The following is a 19068-nucleotide window of genomic DNA, read 5'->3' as shown; positions in this document are numbered from 1 at the left end:
GCGGTCCCCCCGTGGGCCCGCGCCGCAGTGCATTCTGTGGGCCGATGTGAGCCGGGTCCATCAACAACGGATGGTCCAAGGGGTGTTCGAGGTCCGCTTTTGACGCATGTGCATCAACTTGCGTTCCCGCTCGGGTGATTCCTTTGTTCTTCTTATGGAGATCCTTTGCATGCCGTGTCGAACTCAGGACCTAGCGTGATGATCCGCGGGGGGCCGGAATGAGCTGCGCCTCCGCTCTGTCATGCACTCGAATCGCCACATGTGCTGGACGTTGGGCGATTTGAGCAGGGGGAGGGGAAGCATCGTGGCGCGGACATCGAGATGGAGACGCGGCTGGGCTGCCTGGGGCGCCCGGGGGGTCCGTCGCACGGCAGTGGCGACGGCCGGTGTCCTGGTGGTGGGCCTGCTGCCCGCAGGAGTGGCCACGGCGACTCCTGCCGCGGGGCCGCAGGTGACGGCTCCCGCCGTGCCGCGCGACAAGCGGATCCCTTTCACCCATGCCACACCCGAGCGGCACTCCGCCCCCAAGCGGTTCAAGCACTTCGATCCCACCGGGCACGCGAAGCTTCCCGCGGCGGCCGACGCCGTGGTGACCCTGCCGGCCCTGGCTGCCCCCGCGGGCGTCAGGGCGCCGCAGGTGCGGGCCGGATCCACCCCCGTCCTGCTCGGCGCCGCCGACGCCCAGCCGCACTCGGCCGGCGTCATCGGCTCGCAGCAGGTGCGGGTGTCGGTGCTGGACCAGAAGACCGCGCGCGCCGCCGGTGTGCACGGCCTCCTTTTCACCCTGCACCGCACCTCTCCCGGCGGCGGCAGGATCGCGCTGCGGGTGGACGACTCGTCGTTCCGCTACGCCTTCGGCGGCGACTTCGCCTCCCGCCTGCACCTGGTCCGGCTTCCCGCCTGCGCACTGACCACGCCGAAGCTGGCCAGGTGCCAGGCGCAGACCCCCGTGCGCACCACCCCCGGCACACCGCTGTCCGCGCAGGTCACCGTGGGGGGCCCGGCGCCGCTGATGGCGGATGCCGCCGGCTTGTCGAGCTCGGCGACCGCCGCGTCCGGCGCGACGGTGGTGATGGCTGCGACCTCGGGCACCTCCGGCTCCTCGGGTGACTACTCGGCGACCAGCCTGTCGCCGGGCGGCTCCTGGTCGACCTCGGGGAACACGGGCGCGTTCACCTACAGCTATCCGATCTCGGTGCCACCTGCGATCGGCGGCGCGGTCCCCAACGTCGACCTCTCCTACAGCTCCTCCACGCAGGACGCGCGCACCGAGGGGACCAACAACCAGTCCTCCTGGCTGGGCGACGGCTGGGCCTCGACCGAGAACTACGTCGAGCGCACCTACAAGTCCTGCAAGGACGACTCGGCGTCCGGGGCACCGAAGAACGACGGCGACCAGTGCTGGGCGGGGCAGATCCTCACCCTGTCACTGAACGGCAAGTCCACCGACATCGTCTACGACGCCACGACCAAGACCTTCCGCCCCGCCGAGGACGACGCCGGCACCAGGATCGAGGACCTGACCGACGCCACGAACGGCACGGCGAACGGCGAGTACTTCAAGGTCACCGAGGGCGGAGTGCAGTACTTCTTCGGCCGCAACCGCCTGCCGGGATGGACCAGCGGCAAGGACGAGACCAGGTCCGTGTGGACCGAGCCGGTCTACCACGCGCACAGCGGTGTCTCCGACTGCCCGGACAGCACCGACTTCGCCGCCACCGCCTGCACGCTCGGCTACCGGTTCAACCTGGACTACGTCGTCGACACCCACGGCAACGCCACCGCCTGGTACTACTCGCCCGAAACGGGCTACTACGGCGCGGACATGAAGGACACCGCGGTGTCGTACGTCCGCGGCGGCACCCTGTCCCGGATCGACTACGGCATGACGTCCTCGACGATCTACTCGGGCACCGCCCCGGAGCAGGTCCTCTTCGCCACCGCCGAGCGCTGCATCCCCGGCACCCCGTCCGGCAACACCTGCGCGGACAGCCAGTTCACCGTGGCCAACGCGGCCTACTGGCCGGACGTCCCCGTGGACCTCAACTGCACCTCGGGCTCGACGAACTGCACCAACCACGGCCCGAGCTTCTGGACGCGCAAGCGCCTGACCTCCATCACCACCCAGGTCCAGGTGGGCGGTGCGACCAAGCAGGTCGACAAGTACAGCTTCGTCCAGTCCTTCCCCGACGGTGGCGACCACGCCCCCACCCTGTGGCTGGACTCCGTCCAGCACACCGGACTGGACACCCTGGGCGGCGCCTCGGGAAGCACCTCGACCCCGGCGGTGAGCTTCGACCCGCCGCTGCAGCTGCCCAACCGGGTCGGGACGATCCCGCAGATGCCGCTGATGTACCACGACCGGATCCAGACGGTCACCACGGAGACCGGCGCCCAGACGACCGTCAGCTACGACCGCCCGGACTGCTCCAGCGCGCCGGCGAGCGACCCGAACGACCCCAACGACGCGGCGGCCAAGACCTTCGCCTCCACCAACACCCTGTCCTGCTTCCCGGTGTACTGGACACCGGACGGTCAGCCGGCGCCGTGGATGGACTGGTTCTACAAGTACAAGGTGGGTTCGGTCGTCACCATCGACCCGAACAACTCCTACCAGGACGGCACCCAGCCCGAGCTGGAGACGGACTACGTCTACAAGGGCAATCCCGGATGGCGCTACGACGACAACGAGCTCGTCAAGGCCAAGAACCGCACCTGGGGCCAGTTCCGCGGCTATCCGGAGGTGGACGTCACCACCGGTGACCCGAACGTCTTCCACCTCACCGACGGCGTCAAGGTCCACGACCAGAGGACGCTGACCAAGACGTACTACTTCCTGGGCATGAACGGCGACACCCTGCCCGGCGGCAAGACCCGCTCGGTGCCCGACCTGACCAGCCAGGACGGCGCCACCTCGGTCGCCGACGACAACGCCCTGGCGGGCCAGACCTTCGAGACGGACACCTACACGAGTGCCACGGGCAGCCTGGACAAGGCCGTCGTCAGCGTGCCCACGATCATCGGCCCCACGGCCAGCCGCAGCCGCAGCGGACTGCCCGACCTGACGGCGTTGATGGTCCGCCCCGCCAAGACGCTGACGCGGCAGGCGGTCTCGTACGGCTGGCGCAGGACAGAGACCGACACCTTCTACAACACGACCCTGGGCAAGTCGACGACCGGTATGCCGGTGCAGGTCGACGACCGGGGCGAGAGTGCCGACAGCGACAACGTCGCGAAGTGCACCTACACCCGCTACCTCACCGGCACTCCGGCCACCCTGGTGCTGCCCGCCGAGACCATCACCACCGCCCAGGACTGTTCCGTCGCCGGCGCGAACCCCGGCGGCACCCTGATCTCCGACTCCAGGACGTCGTACGACACCAACCCCTTCGCCTACGACGGCGACGGGCAGCAGAACCCCGCCCTGCCCAAGACCGGTGACGTCACCCTCGTCCAGCAGGCGTCGGCCGCGAGCGGCGCAGCGGCGACCGCCTTCGTCGACGAGGCCGCCACCAGGTACGACTCCTACGGCCGCGTCACCAAGGTCACCCGGACCCCCAAGTCCACCTCGCCGGACGGCAAGAGTCTCGCGCAGACCGTCTTCACCTCCTACACGCCCGCCACCGGCGCGCTTCCCACCGGCTCCACCACGATCACCCAGGTCACGCCCGGTGTGGACTGCTCCGCCGTCACCACCTCGTCCAAGGACTGCCAGGTGGCCGGCAACACCCTGGACCCGGCACGGGCCGTGCCCGTCTCCAAGACGGACCCGGCCGGCCTGCTCACCTCTCTCACCTACGACGCCCTCGGCCGGCAGACCGCAGTGTGGCTGCCCAACGAGATCAAGGCCAACAGCGCGCCGGCGAACATGACCTACAGCTACACCCTGTCCCAGTCGGCACCCTCGGTCGTCGCCTCCAACACGCTTCTGGACGACGGCAGTTACAAGACCAGTGAGGCGCTGTACGACGCGATGCTGCGCCCGCTGCAGACACAGGCGACGGCGGAGAACTCCAGCACCACGGTCTCGGACACCCAGTACGACTCGCACGGCTGGAAGGTCGTCACCAACAACGCCTACAACGTGGGCGGCAGCCCCGGCAGCAAGCTGGTCTCGGTCTCCCAGGTCTCCATCCCCGACACCACCGTCACCGACTACGACGGACAGGGCCGCGCGGACCTGGTCACCGAGGAGCACGACGGAGCCAGGACCCGGTCCACCGCCACCGCCACCACCGGAGACCGGACCACCGTCGTGCCGCCCAAGGGCGGCGTGGCCACCACCACGGTCGTCAACGCCCGCGGCCAGACCACCGAACTCGACCAGTACACCGCCCCGCCCGGTCTGACCGGGACCGCGGCGACCGGCTTCACCGCCACCGGCGGCACCACCTCGGCCACCACCTACGGCTACAACGCCGCCGGACAGCAGACCCAGATCACCGGTCCCGACAAGACGGTGTGGAAGTTCGGCTTCGATCTGCTCGGCCGCAAGAAGTCCCAGACCGACCCGGACGCGGGCAGCAGCAGCTACGGGTACGACGACGCCGGCAACCTGATCTCCGCCACCGACGCCAAGCAGGTCGAACTCGACTACACCTACGACCTCCTGGGCCGCAAGCTCACCGCCACCGACCACGCGAAGTCCGACTTCCAGTTCGCCTCCTGGACCTACGACACCCTGCGCATCGGCCTGCCGACCTCCTCCACCCGCTACGTCCAGGGCGTGACCGGCGGCTACACCGTCGCCACCACCGGCTACACCAGCCTCGGCAAACCGACCGGCACCAGGATCACCCTGCCCGCGTCGGAGGCACCGCTGCCCTCGACGTACACCACGACCCTCACCTACACCATCAGGGACCAGCTGCCGGCGACGCAGACCGACCCGCGTACCCAGGGGCTGAACAGCGAGGTCATCACCTACGGCCGTGACACGCTGGGCAACCCGATCAAGACGAGTAGCAGCGCCAACATCTACGTCGCCGGGACGGTCTACACGAACTACGGCGAACAGTCCCAGGTCACCCTCGGCGCCTCGACCAACCCGGCTTGGGCCACCTTCAGTTACGACGACCAGACGCGCCGCCTGACCGACCGTCTGATCTCGCGGACCCAGGCGCCGGGACCGACGGTCGACGACACCAAGTACACCTACGACGCCTCCGGCAACCCGACCTCCACCACCGACCAGCAGTCGGAGACCGGCAACACCGTCACCGACCAGCAGTGCTACGGCTACGACGCGCTGGACCGGCTGACCGACGCCTGGACCGCCAACGACAACTGCGCCGCAAACCCGCCGACCTCCACCAGCCTCGCCAAGACGGCCGGTTCCTACTGGCAGTCCTTCAGCTACGACGCCATCGGCAACCGCCACCAGAGCGTCGACCACGCCACCGGCGGCTCCGGCACAACGGCCACCACCACCTACACCGACGGCTGCACCGCGGGCTGCAACCGCACCGGCGCGCAGCCCCACACCCTCACCGCCACCACCGGCGGCACCAACCCGACCGGCTTCACCTACGACGAAGACGGCAACCTGCACACCCGTACCCCCACCACCGGCCCCGGCCAGACCCTGACCTGGGACGACGAGAGTCATCTCGCCCAGGTGGACACCACGGGCGCGAGTCCCACGACCACCAAGTACCTCTACGACGCGGACGGCAACCAGCTCATCCGCCGAGACCCCGGCCAGACCACCCTCTTCGCGGGCGACACCCAGATCGTCGTCGACACCACTGCCACTCCGAACGTCCTGCTGGGCGCCGTCCGCACCTACAGCCACGGCGGCACCGGCGTGCCCGTGGCCGTACGCTCCAGCCTCCCGGGCGGTGGGCTGAAGTACCTGTTCAGCGACCCGCACGGCACGGCCACCCTGGCGATGGACGCCACCACTCAGCAGGTCGCCCGAGAGGAGTACACCCCCTACGGCCAGCCGCGCACCGGCGCCAACACCACTGCCTGGCCCGACCCCACCCACTCCTACCTCGGCAAACCCCAGGACAAGAGCACCGGCTACACCGACGTCGGAGCCCGTAAGTACGACCCGGCACTGGGCAGTTTCATCAGCGTCGACCCGGTGCTGGAGGCCACCAACCCGCAGGAACTGGGCGGCTACACCTACGCTGCCGACAACCCCGTCGCCTCCGCCGACCCGACCGGCCTGGAGTCGTGCTACCCGCACTTCTGCTCCGGCAGCAACGGCGAATACGGACCGTACAAGTCGCACAACGACCCTGCGTCGAAGGATTACGACGGGACCAGCTATGACGCACCGGGAGACGAAGGCTATCTGCCGCCGATGAAGCTTCTGAAGTCGTGGAACTCGGCCCATCCCGTGCCCACCGTCAACATGATGGTCAACTATGGGACCTACCGTGCGGACCTCTCCCCGGTGCGGAACGTCGAACTCTACTTCCGGGAGCGCTGCACCGCTGAGGATTCGCTGTGGACCAGTTCCTGCCAGGGATTCCAGCACTTCTACCACAACTGGACGGACATCAAGAACGTCCCGAGCAATCCCTGCGAGGCCGTGAGCCTGTGCCAGTCACTCGGTGACCTGGCTGCCGGAATCGCCATGCAGGCAGCGGTGGAGGGCGTTCCCTTCTGCAGTTTCGATCCGAAGACACCGGTCCTGATGGCCGACCGCAAGACGAAACCGATCGGCAGGATCAAACCCGGTGACCGGGTGGAGAGCGCGGACCCGGCCACCGGGAAGCACCGTGGCTCCCGCAAGGTGACCGCTCGGCTGGTCCACCGCGACGACGACCTGGTCGACGTCACGATCCGCGGCACCGACGGCCACCGGACGACCCTCCACACCACCTCACGCCACCCGTTCTGGGACGCCACCCTCCACGCCTGGATCCCGGCCGGCCGAATCAAGCCGGGGCATGCCCTCGTCACCCCCACCGGTGGCCACCTGCGCATCGACGCGGTCACCGTCCGCCCCGGGGCCGCGGAGATGTACAACCTCACCGTCCAGGAGCTTCACACGTACTACGTGATGGCCGACGGAACCCCGGTGCTGGTGCACAACTCCTGCGGCATCTCCGAGCACGCGGACGAGTGCTACTGCAACTGGGGAGAGCCGGCCGTGCCCCGCGGCGAGGCCGCCGGCGAGGCGGTCGCCTCGGAGAGCGAGGCGGCCTGGGACGCGGTGGCCCGGGGAGAGGTTCCCGACGAGACCGTCGGTGCCGGCGGTTTCACGCGCCATGCCGTGCAGCGTCTGCAGCAACGCGGCGTCTCCGAGGAGGACGCCCAGGCCGTGCTGGAGAGAACACCCTTCTCCTACAAACATGATGACCAGTACAAGATTGGCTACTATGACCCGGATTCGAAGATATTCGTCGCCAAGACCGTCGACGGCAACGTCAACACGGTCATGACCAACGTCGATCAGGCCTACATCAACCGTCTCCGGGAAGCGAAGTGACCATGGCGGACGTCAGGGTGACCTACGACGGGCAGGCGGACGCGGCGTACATCTCCTTCGCCGAACCGGGATCGGAGCCTGCGGTCGCGCGCATGTATCCCTGCGATCCCGTCGAGGTGGGCGGCATGATCAACCTCGACTTCGACGAGGACGGCCGGCTGATCGGGGTGGAGGTGCTGGCGGCTCGTTCGAAGGTGCCCCCGTACCTGCTCGACCACGCGAAGCGGCTCGACACGGACACCGGATGAACGAGGCCTCCTTCTGGGGCCGATGTGAGGTCAGTTGGCCGCTGCCAGGAACTCCGACGTCGAGAAGGTGACCGTCGGCTTCGCCGTCAGGAGCTCTTTCTTCCTGCCGGGATAGACGGCGACCGTGTCCTTCGTCTCGCCCCGGTATGTCCGCACGGCCAGGTCCGCCCGGCCGTCCCCGTCCCAGTCGCCGACCGCCAGCACCTGGGTGGTCCCCCGGGCCGATGGCTCCACGGTCACCGTGCCCGCCGTGGACAGGCCCGTCGTACGGCCTCGGAACACCCGAAGTCCCGGGCCGCTGGAGACGAGTTCGCTCAGGCCGTCGCCGTCGAGGTCGGCGGCGTCGAGCAGGGAGCCGGGGGAGCGGAGGGTGGCGCGGGCGGCGGTCGGGAGGTCGTAGCGCAGCAACGTTTCGTCCGGGGTGCCGACCGCCGCGTCGAGGGCGGCGCCCCTGCCGAAGCGGCCGAGGGCGACGTCGAGGCCCTCGGGCAGGACGGTGCCGGTGCGGGTGGGGCCGGCGGGACCGCCGAGGACGACGGTCGCCTTGCTCTGGCCCTCCGCCGCACGGACCACCAGGTCGTCGTAGCCGTCGCGGTTGACGTCGGCCGCGGGGCCCGTGGGGACCTCGCCCGGTGCCGGGACGGGGGCACCGGCCTCGTGCGGGGTGCCCCTGCGGCTGAACGGGCCGCGCAGATAGCTCAGTTGCTCCCCGGACGCGTGCAGGACCAGGTCCTGGGCGCCGTCGCCGTCGAAGTCACCGCACACCGGCCGGTCGGGCCAGTCGTTGCCGAAGCGGGCGACGGCGGGGACGGTGAGTGTGACGGCGTGGGTCAGTCCGCCGGGGGAGCCGAAGAGGACCTGGAGGGGGACCGGGGGGCGGCCCTGGCCGTCGTAGGGCGGGTCGGTCGAGACGATCAGGTCGGTGAAGCCGTCCCTGTCGAGGTCGCAGCTCGCCTCCGCGTCGAAGACGTGGGGGAGCCGGCCCTTGGTGCGGGCCGCGTACCTGGCGGAGCCGAGCAACTGCCGTGCCCCCGGGGTGAGTCCGCGCGCGCTGCCGTAGACGACGCCGATGCCCGCGTCGTCGGCGTGGCTCTGGGCCTTCACGAGCGTGTCGAGGACGAGGTCGCGGTGCCCGCGTCGCCATTGAAGTCGTCGGGGGTCTTGCTGCCCTTGCCGCGAGGGATCGGCAGCTTGGCCGGGGCGTCCGCGATCCGGACGGGCGTGGGGCGGGCGGCTCCGCCGTCCCCGCCGGGGCCGCAGGCGGCGAGCAGAAGGAGACAGCCGCTCACCGATGCCGTAACCGCAGCCCAGTTTCTTCGCACGCGCACCGTCCACCTCGTCAGCACCGTCGACAACGCCTGGGTAATGATGCACGTGTTCGAGGTGGCGTTGCAGCCGCGGGGCCGGGCGGCCGTTCGCTCCGGGACGGCGGGCGGTGCCGCGCCATACGGGTGAAGTGTGCCCGCACAGCGCTGTGCGGGGTGCGGGCACCGGCCGGGCGTCCTTGACTGGGAGTCGGTATCCGTCGGCCCCACAGGGGAGAAGACATGGCAGGCCCTCTGGCGAAGAGGACGACCCGGTGTGGTGCGGTTGTGCTGCTGGCGGCCTGCGCCGGGGCCGGCACGACCGGCTGCTCCGACACTTCGGGGACGCCGTCGAGCAGCCACAGCAAGGCGGCCTCGGCCGCCTCCTCGGTGGCCTCGGCGGTCGCCTCCGCCGTGCCGTCCCTGGCCTCGCAGGGTGCCTCCGCGCTGGCTTCGGCCTCGGCTGAGGCCAAACGGCGCCTGGACGAGGTGAAGAACGCGGTCGAGGCGAAGGACGACGTACAGCTGGGCGCCCCGGCCCAGGATGCCGAGGGGCGGAGCACCGTGGCCGTGAGCGCGCACAACAGCGCGGGCTCGGCGAAGTCGTTCCTGGTCCAGGTCGACTTCCGTGACCAGGGAGGCAATCTCCTGGACACCACGGTGGTGACGCTCAGCGAGGTCGGGGCGGGGAAGGACGGCAAGGCCACGGCTCGCAGCAACCGCAAGCTGTCCGGTCCCGTCCGCGCCGAAGTCGCCAGGGCTCTGCGCTACTAGGCACGGCATGCCGTGCGTCGCCGGACGCGCCATCACGCGCGAGCGCCTTGTCAGAACACTGACGTTCTGGCTCCGTCCGGCTTTCGCCCTGCGGGTCGTCAACCGCTTCCAGAAGATCGTGGGCTTCGACCGCTCCATCGCGCTCGCCTCGGGCGCACTGACCGCACTCGTTCCCCTCGCCATCCTCACCGGCGCCGTCCTGAGCGACTTCGTGCACTACGACGCGGCAGAGCGCATCATCAACCGTTACCACCTCACCGGAAGCGGCGCCGAAGCCGTGCACATGCTCCTTGACCCGCCGGAGGGCACCGGCGCGAGCGTGGGCCTGCTCGGCGTGGTCTTCCTGACGATCTCGACGCTGAGCTTCGCCCGGGCCGTTCAGCGCCTGTTCGAACAAGCCTGGGAACTCAAGCCCCTCAGCGTGCGCAACACACGCAACGACCTGCTGTGGATCGGGGGCCTCGGCGCCTACGCCGCACTCCTGGGCTGGATCCAGGCGATGCTCGGCGGGGGCCGGATCGGCCTGGCGGCGGCGTTGTCCGAGATGCCGGTGACGGCGGTCTTCCTCACGTGGAGTGGCCGCATCCTGTCCGCCAAACGGATCGCCCCGTCGACACTGCTCCCCTTCGGGATCATCGCGGCGGTACTGACGGCGGCCTACTCGGTGGGCGCGAACGTGTACCTGCCGAGACTGTTCAACTCCTACGCCGCCCGGTACGGAGCACTCGGCGCCGTCTTCGCGATGATCTCAGCACTGTTCGCGGCCATGCTGGTGATCGTGGCCTCCGCAGCGCTGGGACGGGAGATGCACGACGAACTCACCCGGATCCGCGCGGGGAGCCGACCGTCGGATCACGAGATCCGCCGCCAGTGGGACAGCATCCTCGAGCAAGCACGTATGCGCTGGCGCACCGCCCGCGAACAGGTCACACACCACCAGCCCAAGGACTGAGAGCGGCCCTCACGCCCTCCTGATCACCCTTGCGGCAGGATACGGGTATGAGCGTCGTCAAGATCAACGTACTGACCGTCCCCGCCGAGCAGCGCGAGGTGCTGGAGAAGCGGTTCGCCTCGCGGGCCCATGCCGTGGAGGGGTCCGACGGGTTCGAGTGGTTCGAGCTGCTGCGGCCGGTCGAGGGGACCGACCAGTACCTCGTGTACACGCGGTGGCGTGACGAGGCGGCCTTCCAGGCCTGGATGGAGGGGCCGATGAAGTCCGCCCACCAGGGCGGCGGCGAGGGCGCCGAGCGCCCCAGGCCGGCGGCCTCCGGCTCGACCCTGTGGGCGTTCGACGTGGTGCAGTCGGCGGGGCCCAAGGGCGCGTAGGCGTTCCCGTCGGGAAACACCACGGCGCCCCCTGTCCGGCGAAGGACAGGGGGCGCCGTGGTACCGCCTTGCGGGCTACTTCACCGGCTCCGGCTCCGGAGCGGTCTCCGTCTCCTCCTCGCCGGCCGGGTCGACCGGGGTCTTGACGGACTCGAGGAGCAGCTGGGCGACGTCCACCACCTGGATGGACTCCTTGGCCTTGCCGTCGTTCTTCTTGCCGTTCACGGAGTCCGTGAGCATGACCAGGCAGAACGGGCAGGCCGTCGAGACGATGTCCGGGTTGAGGGAGAGAGCCTCGTCGACGCGCTCGTTGTTGATGCGCTTGCCGATCCGCTCCTCCATCCACATCCGGGCGCCACCGGCGCCACAGCAGAAGCCGCGCTCCTTGTGGCGGTGCATCTCCTCGTTGCGCAGGCCCGGGACGTTGGCGATGATCTCGCGCGGAGGCGTGTAGATCTTGTTGTGGCGGCCCAGGTAGCAGGGGTCGTGGTACGTGATGATGCCCTCGACCGGGGTGACCGGGACCAGCTTGCCCTCGTCGACCAGGTGCTGCAGCAGCTGGGTGTGGTGGATGACCTCGTAGTCGCCGCCGAGCTGCGGGTACTCGTTGCCGATCGTGTTGAGGCAGTGCGGGCAGGTGGCGACGATCTTCTTCGCCGACTTCGGCTTGGCGGACTCGGGCACGACCTTGCCGTCGTCGTCGAGCTCCTCGCCGAACGCCATGTTCAGTGCCATGACGTTCTCCATGCCGAGCTCCTGGAACAGGGGCTCGTTGCCCAGGCGGCGGGCGGAGTCACCGGTGCACTTCTCGTCGCCGCCCATGATCGCGAACTTGACGCCCGCGATGTGGAGGAGTTCGGCGAAGGCCTTGGTGGTCTTCTTGGCCCGGTCCTCCAGGGAGCCCGCGCAGCCGACCCAGTACAGGTACTCGACCTCGGTGAGGTCCTCGATGTCCTGGCCGACGACCGGGACCTCGAACTCGACCTCCTTGAGCCACTCCAGGCGCTGCTTCTTGGCCAGGCCCCAGGGGTTGCCCTTCTTCTCCAGGTTCTTGAGCATCGTGCCCGCCTCGGACGGGAACGCGGACTCGATCATCACCTGGTAGCGGCGCATGTCGACGATGTGGTCGATGTGCTCGATGTCCACCGGGCACTGCTCGACACAGGCGCCACAGGTGGTGCAGGACCACAGGACGTCCGGGTCGATGACGCCGTTCTCCTCGGCGGTGCCGATCAGCGGGCGCTCGGCCTCCGCGAGAGCCGCGGCCGGAACGTCCTTCAGCTGCTCCTCGGAGGCCTTCTCCTCGCCCTCCATGGTCTTGCCGCCACCCGCGAGCAGGTAGGGCGCCTTGGCGTGCGCGTGGTCGCGCAGGGACATGATCAGGAGCTTGGGGGAGAGGGGCTTGCCGGTGTTCCAGGCGGGGCACTGCGACTGGCAGCGGCCGCACTCGGTGCAGGTGGAGAAGTCGAGCAGGCCCTTCCAGGAGAACTGCTCGACCTGGGAGACGCCGAAGACGTCGTCGTCACCGGGGTCGGTGAAGTCGATCGGCTTGCCGCCCGAGGTCATCGGCTGCAGGGCGCCCAGGGCCGTCGAGCCGTCGGCGTTGCGCTTGAACCAGATGTTCGGGAAGGCCAGGAAGCGGTGCCAGGCCACACCCATGTTGGTGTTCAGCGAGACCACGATCATCCAGATGAACGAGGTGCTGATCTTGATCATCGCGACCAGGTAGACCAGGTTCTGCAGCGTGCTGACGCTCAGCCCCTTGAAGGCCAGGACCACCGGGTACGACGCGAAGTACGAGGCGTCGTAGCCGTCCACGTGGTGGATCGCGCCCTCCAGGCCGCGCAGCACGTAGATCGCGAGGCCGATGGTGAGGATGACGTACTCGACGAAGTACGCCTGGCCCGACTTGGAGCCCGCGAAGCGGGACTTGCGGCCGGGGCGGGAGGGCAGGTTCGACAGCCGGATCGCGATGAGCACGAGGATGCCGAGGACCGTCATCACACCGATGAATTCGGTGTACATCTCCAGCGGCAGCCAGTCGCCGACGACGGGCAGCGTCCAGTCGGCCTGGAAGAGCTGGCCGAAGGCCTGCGCCAGGGTCGGCGGCAGCGTCAGGAAGCCGACCGCCACGAACCAGTGGGCGAAGCCCACGATGCCCCAGCGGTTCATCCGCGTGTGGCCGAGGAACTCCCTGACAAGAGTCACGCTTCGCGCGTACGGGTTGTCGGTCCGGGTGCCGGCGGGCACCGGCTGGCCCAGTTTGAAGTACCGGACGAACTGACCGATGGCGCGTGCGAGCAGCGCAACGCCGATCACGGTCAGGACCAGCGACACGATGATCGCGGCGAGTTGCATTTGGGGGCTCCTCGGGACTGCGAGGGTCATTACTAAGCGGTAACTTATGTAGTCCGATTGAGACTACCCCCATCCTCTGTCGCACTGTAGCCGGGCGTGCGGTGATCTGCGTCGCTGAGGGTTGCCTTAAGGGGGCGCGACCAGGCCTGCCGCCGGGCTTGCGACGATGCGATCGTGTTATTCATGCCAAATTGGTACATTTGCGCCTAACTTAGACCCGTGCTATACGGGATCGCCGCCGCCACCACCGCCCTGCTGCTCGCCGCCGTGCTCACCGCACTGCTGCGGGTGCCCGCACTGCGCCTCGGCATCGTCGAGCGGAGACGGCAGCGGCAGCGGCCCGTGCCGCTGCTCGGCGGTCTGGCCGTGGTGCTCGCCACCTGTGCGGTGGCCGTGGCCATGGACCGGACCGGCGTCGCGCCCCTCGGTGCGGGGGTGGGGCGACTGCTGGTCGCGGGCGGTGCGGTCGCCCTGCTCGGGCTCGTCGCGGACATCGGGCGGGTCAAGGCGCGGGTCCTCGTCGCCGGTACGGCCGTGGCCGCGGCCAGTGTCGTGCCGTACCAGGAGACCGGGGTGCCGGCCGGGCTGCTCGCCGTCGGCTGGATCGTCTTCGTCGCCATCGGGTTCAAGGCGCTCGATCACGCGGACGCGCTCGCGGGGACCGTCTCGGTGCTCACCGCCTTCGGGGTGGGGGCCTGCGCGGCGGCCGAGCTGATGGACGGGCTCGCGGTGCTGCTGAGCGTGCTGGCCGCCGCACTGACCGGGTTCCTCATGCACAACTGGCCGCCCGCGCGCGTGGGGCTCGGCGCCTGCGGGTCGCTGTTCACGGGGTTCCTGCTCGCGGCGTCGGCCGTGTTCACCCGGGCGGGCTATGCACTCGCGCCGAGTGCGGGAGTGCTGTTCTCGCTCACCGCCCTGGCGAGCGCCGACGTGCTCCTCGTGGTCCTGTCGCGGCGGCTGGCCGGGCGGCCGTTGCTGCGCGGCGGGCCCGACCATGTCGCCCACCGGCTGCGGCGGTTGGGGCTGACTCCGCAGGGGGCGACCGTGCTGCCCGGAATCGGGGCCTTCGCCGGGGTGTTCGTCGGGGTGCTGATGCACATCGGGTGGACCGCGCTGTCCGCCGTGTACTGGGTGGGGGCGGTGGCACTCGTCGTCGTACTCATGCTCCTTCGGGTGCCTGTGTACGGTCTCCGGCGGTCCGTGCCCACGCAATCGACGCAGGTCAGCGGCCCATTGCGTGTAAGGAACGGATAAGAGTTGAGTCGGTTGGACTCAGGTCTGTTGACCCATCGCCGGGCGTCGTGCACACTTGAGTCCGTTCCACTCAAGTCAGCTGGAGGAATTCACCATGGCACGTGCGGTCGGCATCGACCTGGGCACGACTAACTCCGTCGTCAGCGTTCTGGAGGGCGGCGAGCCCACCGTCATCACCAACGCCGAGGGTGCCAGGACCACGCCGTCCGTCGTCGCCTTCGCGAAGAACGGTGAGGTGCTTGTCGGCGAGGTCGCCAAGCGCCAGGCGGTCACGAACGTGGACCGGACCATCCGTTCCGTGAAGCGCCACATGGGCACGGACTGGAAGATCGAGCTCGACGGGAAGCCCTTCAACCCGCAGCAGATCTCCGCGTTCATCCTGCAGAAGCTGAAGCGGGACGCCGAGGCCTACCTGGGCGAGAAGGTGACCGACGCGGTCATCACCGTCCCGGCCTACTTCAACGACTCCGAGCGCCAGGCGACGAAGGAGGCCGGCGAGATCGCCGGTCTGAACGTCCTTCGTATCGTCAACGAGCCGACTGCGGCCGCGCTCGCCTACGGCCTCGACAAGGACGACCAGACGATCCTCGTCTTCGACCTCGGTGGCGGCACCTTCGACGTGTCCCTCCTGGAGATCGGTGACGGCGTCGTCGAGGTGAAGGCCACCAACGGTGACAACCACCTCGGTGGTGACGACTGGGACCAGCGCATCGTCGACTACCTGGTCAAGCAGTTCGCCGGCGGTCACGGCGTGGACCTCGGCAAGGACAAGATGGCCCTGCAGCGTCTGCGTGAGGCTGCCGAGAAGGCCAAGATCGAGCTGTCCTCGTCCACCGAGACCTCGATCAACCTGCCCTACATCACGGCGTCCGCCGAGGGCCCGCTGCACCTGGACGAGAAGCTCACCCGGGCCCAGTTCCAGCAGCTGACGGCCGACCTGCTGGAGCGCTGCAAGACGCCGTTCCACAACGTCATCAAGGACGCCGGCATCTCCATCAACGAGATCGACCACGTCGTCCTCGTCGGCGGTTCGACCCGTATGCCCGCCGTCGCCGAGCTCGTCCGCGAGCTGACCGGCGGCAAGGACGCCAACAAGGGCGTCAACCCGGACGAGGTCGTCGCCATCGGCGCCGCCCTGCAGGCCGGTGTCCTCAAGGGTGAGGTCAAGGACGTCCTGCTCCTCGACGTGACCCCGCTGTCCCTCGGCATCGAGACCAAGGGCGGCATCATGACCAAGCTCATCGAGCGGAACACGACGATCCCGACCAAGCGGTCCGAGATCTTCACCACCGCCGAGGACAACCAGCCCTCCGTGCAGATCCAGGTCTACCAGGGCGAGCGCGAGATCGCGGCGTACAACAAGAAGCTCGGGATGTTCGAGCTGACCGGTCTGCCGCCGGCCCCGCGCGGTGTCCCGCAGATCGAGGTCGCCTTCGACATCGACGCCAACGGCATCATGCACGTGACCGCGAAGGACCTGGGCACGGGCAAGGAGCAGAAGATGACCGTCACCGGCGGCTCCTCGCTGCCGAAGGACGAGGTCGACCGGATGCGCCAGGAGGCCGAGAAGTACGCGGAGGAGGACCACGCCCGCCGCGAGGCCGCCGAGACCCGCAACCAGGGCGAGCAGCTCGTCTACCAGACGGAGAAGTTCCTCAAGGACAACGAGGACAAGGTCCCCGGCGAGATCAAGACCGAGGTCGAGGCCTCCGTCGAGGAGCTGAAGACCGCGCTCAAGGGCGAGGACACCGCCGAGATCCGCACCGCCACCGAGAAGGTCGCGGCCGTCTCGCAGAAGCTGGGCCAGGCCATGTACGCCGACGCCCAGGCCTCGCAGGCCGCCGCAGGCGGTGCCGCGGGCGCCGAGGCCCCGAAGGCCGACGACGACGTGGTGGACGCCGAGATCGTGGACGACGAGCGCAAGGACGGTGCCGCGTGACGGAGGAGACCCCGGGCTTCGACGAGAAGCCCGACGTCCCCTCCGGCGCCACCCCCGACGACGCCGAGCCGCAGGCCGCCTCCCCCTCCGCGGGGGAGGGGGCGGCCCCGGCCGGGGACGCAGCACAGATCGCCGGTCTGACGGCCCAGCTGGACCAGGTGCGCACGGCGCTCGGTGAGCGCACGGCGGACCTCCAGCGGCTCCAGGCCGAGTACCAGAACTACCGCCGCCGAGTGGAGCGGGACCGGATCACGGTCAAGGAGATCGCCATCGCGAACCTCCTGACCGAGCTCCTGCCCGTGCTCGACGACATCGGCCGCGCCCGGGACCACGGCGAACTCGTCGGCGGATTCAAGTCCGTCGCGGAGTCGCTGGAGACCGTCGCGGCGAAGATGGGACTGCAGCAGTTCGGCAAGGAGGGCGAGCCCTTCGACCCGACGATCCACGAGGCCCTGATGCACTCGTACGCGCCGGACGTCACGGAGACGACCTGCGTGGCGATTCTGCAGCCCGGGTATCGCTTCGGCGAGCGCACCATCCGCCCCGCGCGGGTGGCCGTCGCCGAGCCGCAGCCCGGCGCCCAGACCGTCAAGGCCGAAGAAGCGACCGAGGCGGCCGACGACAAGGAGAGCGGTGGCCCGGACGAGGGCTGAGCTTGAACCAACGAGGAAGGAGGGGCGTCGGGGATGAGCACCAAGGACTTCATCGAGAAGGACTACTACAAGGTCCTCGGCGTCCCCAAGGACGCCACCGAGGCCGAGATCAAGAAGGCCTACCGGAAGCTGGCCCGCGAGAACCACCCGGACGCCAACAAGGGCAACGCCAAGGCCGAGGAGCGCTTCAAGGAGATCTCCGAGGCGAACGACATACTCGGCGACCCCAAGAAGCGCAAGGAGTACGACGAGGCACGCGCCCTCTTCGGCAACGGCGGCTTCCGCCCCGGGCCGGGCGGCGCAGGCGGCTCCTTCAACTTCGACCTGGGCGACCTCTTCGGAGGCCAGGCGGGTTCCGGGGGCTTCGGCGGCGGAATCGGTGACGTCTTCGGGGGCCTGTTCAACCGGGGCAGCTCCGGTACGACCCGGGTGCAGCCCAGGCGCGGCCAGGACATCGACACCGAGGTCAGCCTCAGTTTCACCGAGGCGATCGAGGGGGCGACGGTCCCGCTGCGCATGTCCTCGCAGGCGCCCTGCAAGGCCTGCTCGGGCACCGGCGACGCGAACGGCAACCCGCGGGTGTGCCCGACGTGCGTCGGCACCGGCCAGGTCGCGCGGGGTTCCGGCGGCGGCTTCTCGCTCACCGACCCCTGCCCGGACTGCAAGGGCCGCGGTCTGATCGCGGAGAACCCCTGCGAGGTCTGCAAGGGCTCGGGACGCGCCAAGTCCTCGCGCACCATGCAGGTCCGCATCCCGGCCGGGGTGTCGGACGGCCAGCGCATCCGGCTGCGGGGCAAGGGCGCACCGGGCGAGCGGGGCGGCCCGGCGGGCGACCTGTACGTCACGGTGCATGTGGACGCGCACCCCGTGTTCGGCCGCAAGGGCGACAACCTCACCGTCACCGTCCCCGTGACGTTCGCGGAGGCGGCACTCGGCGGCGAGGTCAGGGTTCCCACCCTGGGCGGCCCGCCCGTCACCCTGAAGCTGCCGCCGGGCACGCCCAACGGCCGCACCATGCGCGCCCGCGGCAAGGGCGCGGTCCGCAAGGACGGCACCCGCGGCGACCTCCTGGTCACCGTCGAGGTGAGTGTCCCGGCGGATCTGACGGGGAAGGCTCGTGACGCACTTGAGGCGTATCGCGAGGCGACCGCGGGCGAGGACCCGCGGGCGGAGCTGTTCAAGGCCGCGAAGGGAGCATGACCAGATGGACGGCCGTCGACGCAACCCGTACGAGCTGACCGAGGAAACCCCGGTCTACGTCATCTCGGTGGCGGCCCAGCTCTCCGGCCTGCACCCGCAGACCCTGCGCCAGTACGACCGCCTCGGCCTGGTCTCGCCCGACCGCACCCCCGGCCGTGGCCGCCGCTACTCGGCCCGCGACATCGAACTGCTGCGCACCGTGCAGCAGTTGTCGCAGGACGAGGGCATCAACCTGGCCGGCATCAAGCGGATCATCGAACTGGAGAACCAGGTCGCCGCGCTCCAGCAGCGTGTCGCCGAGCTCCAGTCGGCGGTCGAGGGCGCGGCGGCGGCGATGCAGCAGCGCGAGGCGGCGGTGCACGCGTCGTACCGCCGCGATCTGGTCCCGTACCAGGAGGTGCAGCAGACCAGCGCGCTGGTGGTGTGGCGGCCGAAGGGGCGCCAGGACTGACGTACGTGTGTGACAGGGGCCCGGAGGCAGAACCTCCGGGCCCCTTCCGCATGCCGGGCACGACGGCCGGTCACGGCCGGTCGTGGCCGCGGCGGTCGTGCGTCTGGCTGGGTTCAT

General features: G+C 69.4%; 11 protein-coding genes and 1 pseudogene. 10 read left to right on the top strand and 2 right to left on the bottom strand.

What is annotated here, in order from left to right; translation table 11 throughout:
* The first annotated feature begins 373 nt into the window (after positions 1 to 373).
* Both ACFY1E_RS06770 and ACFY1E_RS06765 read left to right on the top strand, forming a co-directional pair.
* Positions 374 to 7444: a polymorphic toxin-type HINT domain-containing protein gene (locus tag ACFY1E_RS06770; RefSeq protein WP_389072294.1), complete on the top strand. Its 7071-nt coding sequence runs from the start codon at positions 374 to 376 to the stop codon at positions 7442 to 7444.
* Positions 7445 to 7446: 2 nt separating this feature from the next.
* Positions 7447 to 7692, top strand: coding sequence for a DUF2283 domain-containing protein (locus ACFY1E_RS06765; protein WP_389072291.1), 246 nt, complete (start codon positions 7447 to 7449; stop codon positions 7690 to 7692).
* Positions 7693 to 7722: 30 nt separating this feature from the next.
* Here ACFY1E_RS06765 and ACFY1E_RS06760 read toward each other — a convergent pair.
* Positions 7723 to 9020: pseudogene (locus ACFY1E_RS06760) on the bottom strand (FG-GAP repeat domain-containing protein).
* A gap of 219 nt (positions 9021 to 9239) precedes the next feature.
* Here ACFY1E_RS06760 and ACFY1E_RS06755 point away from each other — a divergent pair.
* Genes ACFY1E_RS06755 through ACFY1E_RS06745 form a run of 3 tightly spaced genes read left to right on the top strand, consistent with a single transcriptional unit; the run spans position 9240 to position 11096 of the window.
* Complete coding sequence (locus ACFY1E_RS06755) at positions 9240 to 9770, top strand: hypothetical protein (protein WP_389072289.1); 531 nt, start codon at positions 9240 to 9242, stop codon at positions 9768 to 9770.
* Positions 9771 to 9777: 7 nt separating this feature from the next.
* On the top strand, positions 9778 to 10722 hold the full coding sequence (locus ACFY1E_RS06750) for a YhjD/YihY/BrkB family envelope integrity protein (protein WP_389072287.1): 945 nt from the start codon (positions 9778 to 9780) through the stop codon (positions 10720 to 10722).
* A 47-nt stretch (positions 10723 to 10769) separates the two neighbouring features.
* Positions 10770 to 11096, top strand: coding sequence for an antibiotic biosynthesis monooxygenase family protein (locus tag ACFY1E_RS06745; RefSeq protein WP_389072285.1), 327 nt, complete (start codon positions 10770 to 10772; stop codon positions 11094 to 11096).
* A 75-nt stretch (positions 11097 to 11171) separates the two neighbouring features.
* Here the strand turns inward: ACFY1E_RS06745 and ACFY1E_RS06740 are convergent, their stop codons facing one another.
* On the bottom strand, positions 11172 to 13454 hold the full coding sequence (locus ACFY1E_RS06740) for a (Fe-S)-binding protein (protein ID WP_389072282.1): 2283 nt from the start codon (positions 13452 to 13454) through the stop codon (positions 11172 to 11174).
* Positions 13455 to 13673: 219 nt separating this feature from the next.
* Here ACFY1E_RS06740 and ACFY1E_RS06735 point away from each other — a divergent pair, with 219 nt between their 5' ends.
* The 5 genes from ACFY1E_RS06735 to ACFY1E_RS06715 all read left to right on the top strand — a co-directional run bounded on the left by ACFY1E_RS06735 (position 13674) and on the right by ACFY1E_RS06715 (position 18951).
* Positions 13674 to 14708, top strand: coding sequence for an MraY family glycosyltransferase (locus ACFY1E_RS06735; protein WP_389072280.1), 1035 nt, complete (start codon positions 13674 to 13676; stop codon positions 14706 to 14708).
* A 94-nt stretch (positions 14709 to 14802) separates the two neighbouring features.
* Positions 14803 to 16647, top strand: a complete 1845-nt coding sequence (gene dnaK, locus ACFY1E_RS06730; RefSeq protein WP_266957944.1) for a molecular chaperone DnaK — start codon at positions 14803 to 14805, stop codon at positions 16645 to 16647.
* Entirely contained in the window at positions 16644 to 17300 is a 657-nt protein-coding gene (grpE, locus tag ACFY1E_RS06725; RefSeq protein WP_389072277.1) for a nucleotide exchange factor GrpE, read from the top strand. The genes dnaK and grpE overlap by 4 nt, the downstream gene beginning before the upstream one ends.
* A 33-nt stretch (positions 17301 to 17333) precedes the next feature.
* The gene (gene dnaJ / locus ACFY1E_RS06720; protein ID WP_389072275.1) at positions 17334 to 18500 is read left to right on the top strand and encodes a molecular chaperone DnaJ; all 1167 of its coding nucleotides are present in this window, start codon (positions 17334 to 17336) and stop codon (positions 18498 to 18500) included.
* A 4-nt stretch (positions 18501 to 18504) separates the two neighbouring features.
* Positions 18505 to 18951: a heat shock protein transcriptional repressor HspR gene (locus ACFY1E_RS06715; protein WP_389072273.1), complete on the top strand. Its 447-nt coding sequence runs from the start codon at positions 18505 to 18507 to the stop codon at positions 18949 to 18951.
* Positions 18952 to 19068: the final 117 nt, after the last annotated feature.

Source organism: Streptomyces sp. NPDC001604, assembly GCF_042893475.1.
In the GTDB taxonomy this organism is placed as follows: domain Bacteria; phylum Actinomycetota; class Actinomycetes; order Streptomycetales; family Streptomycetaceae; genus Streptomyces.
This window is presented reverse-complemented; position numbering and strand designations above follow the sequence as displayed.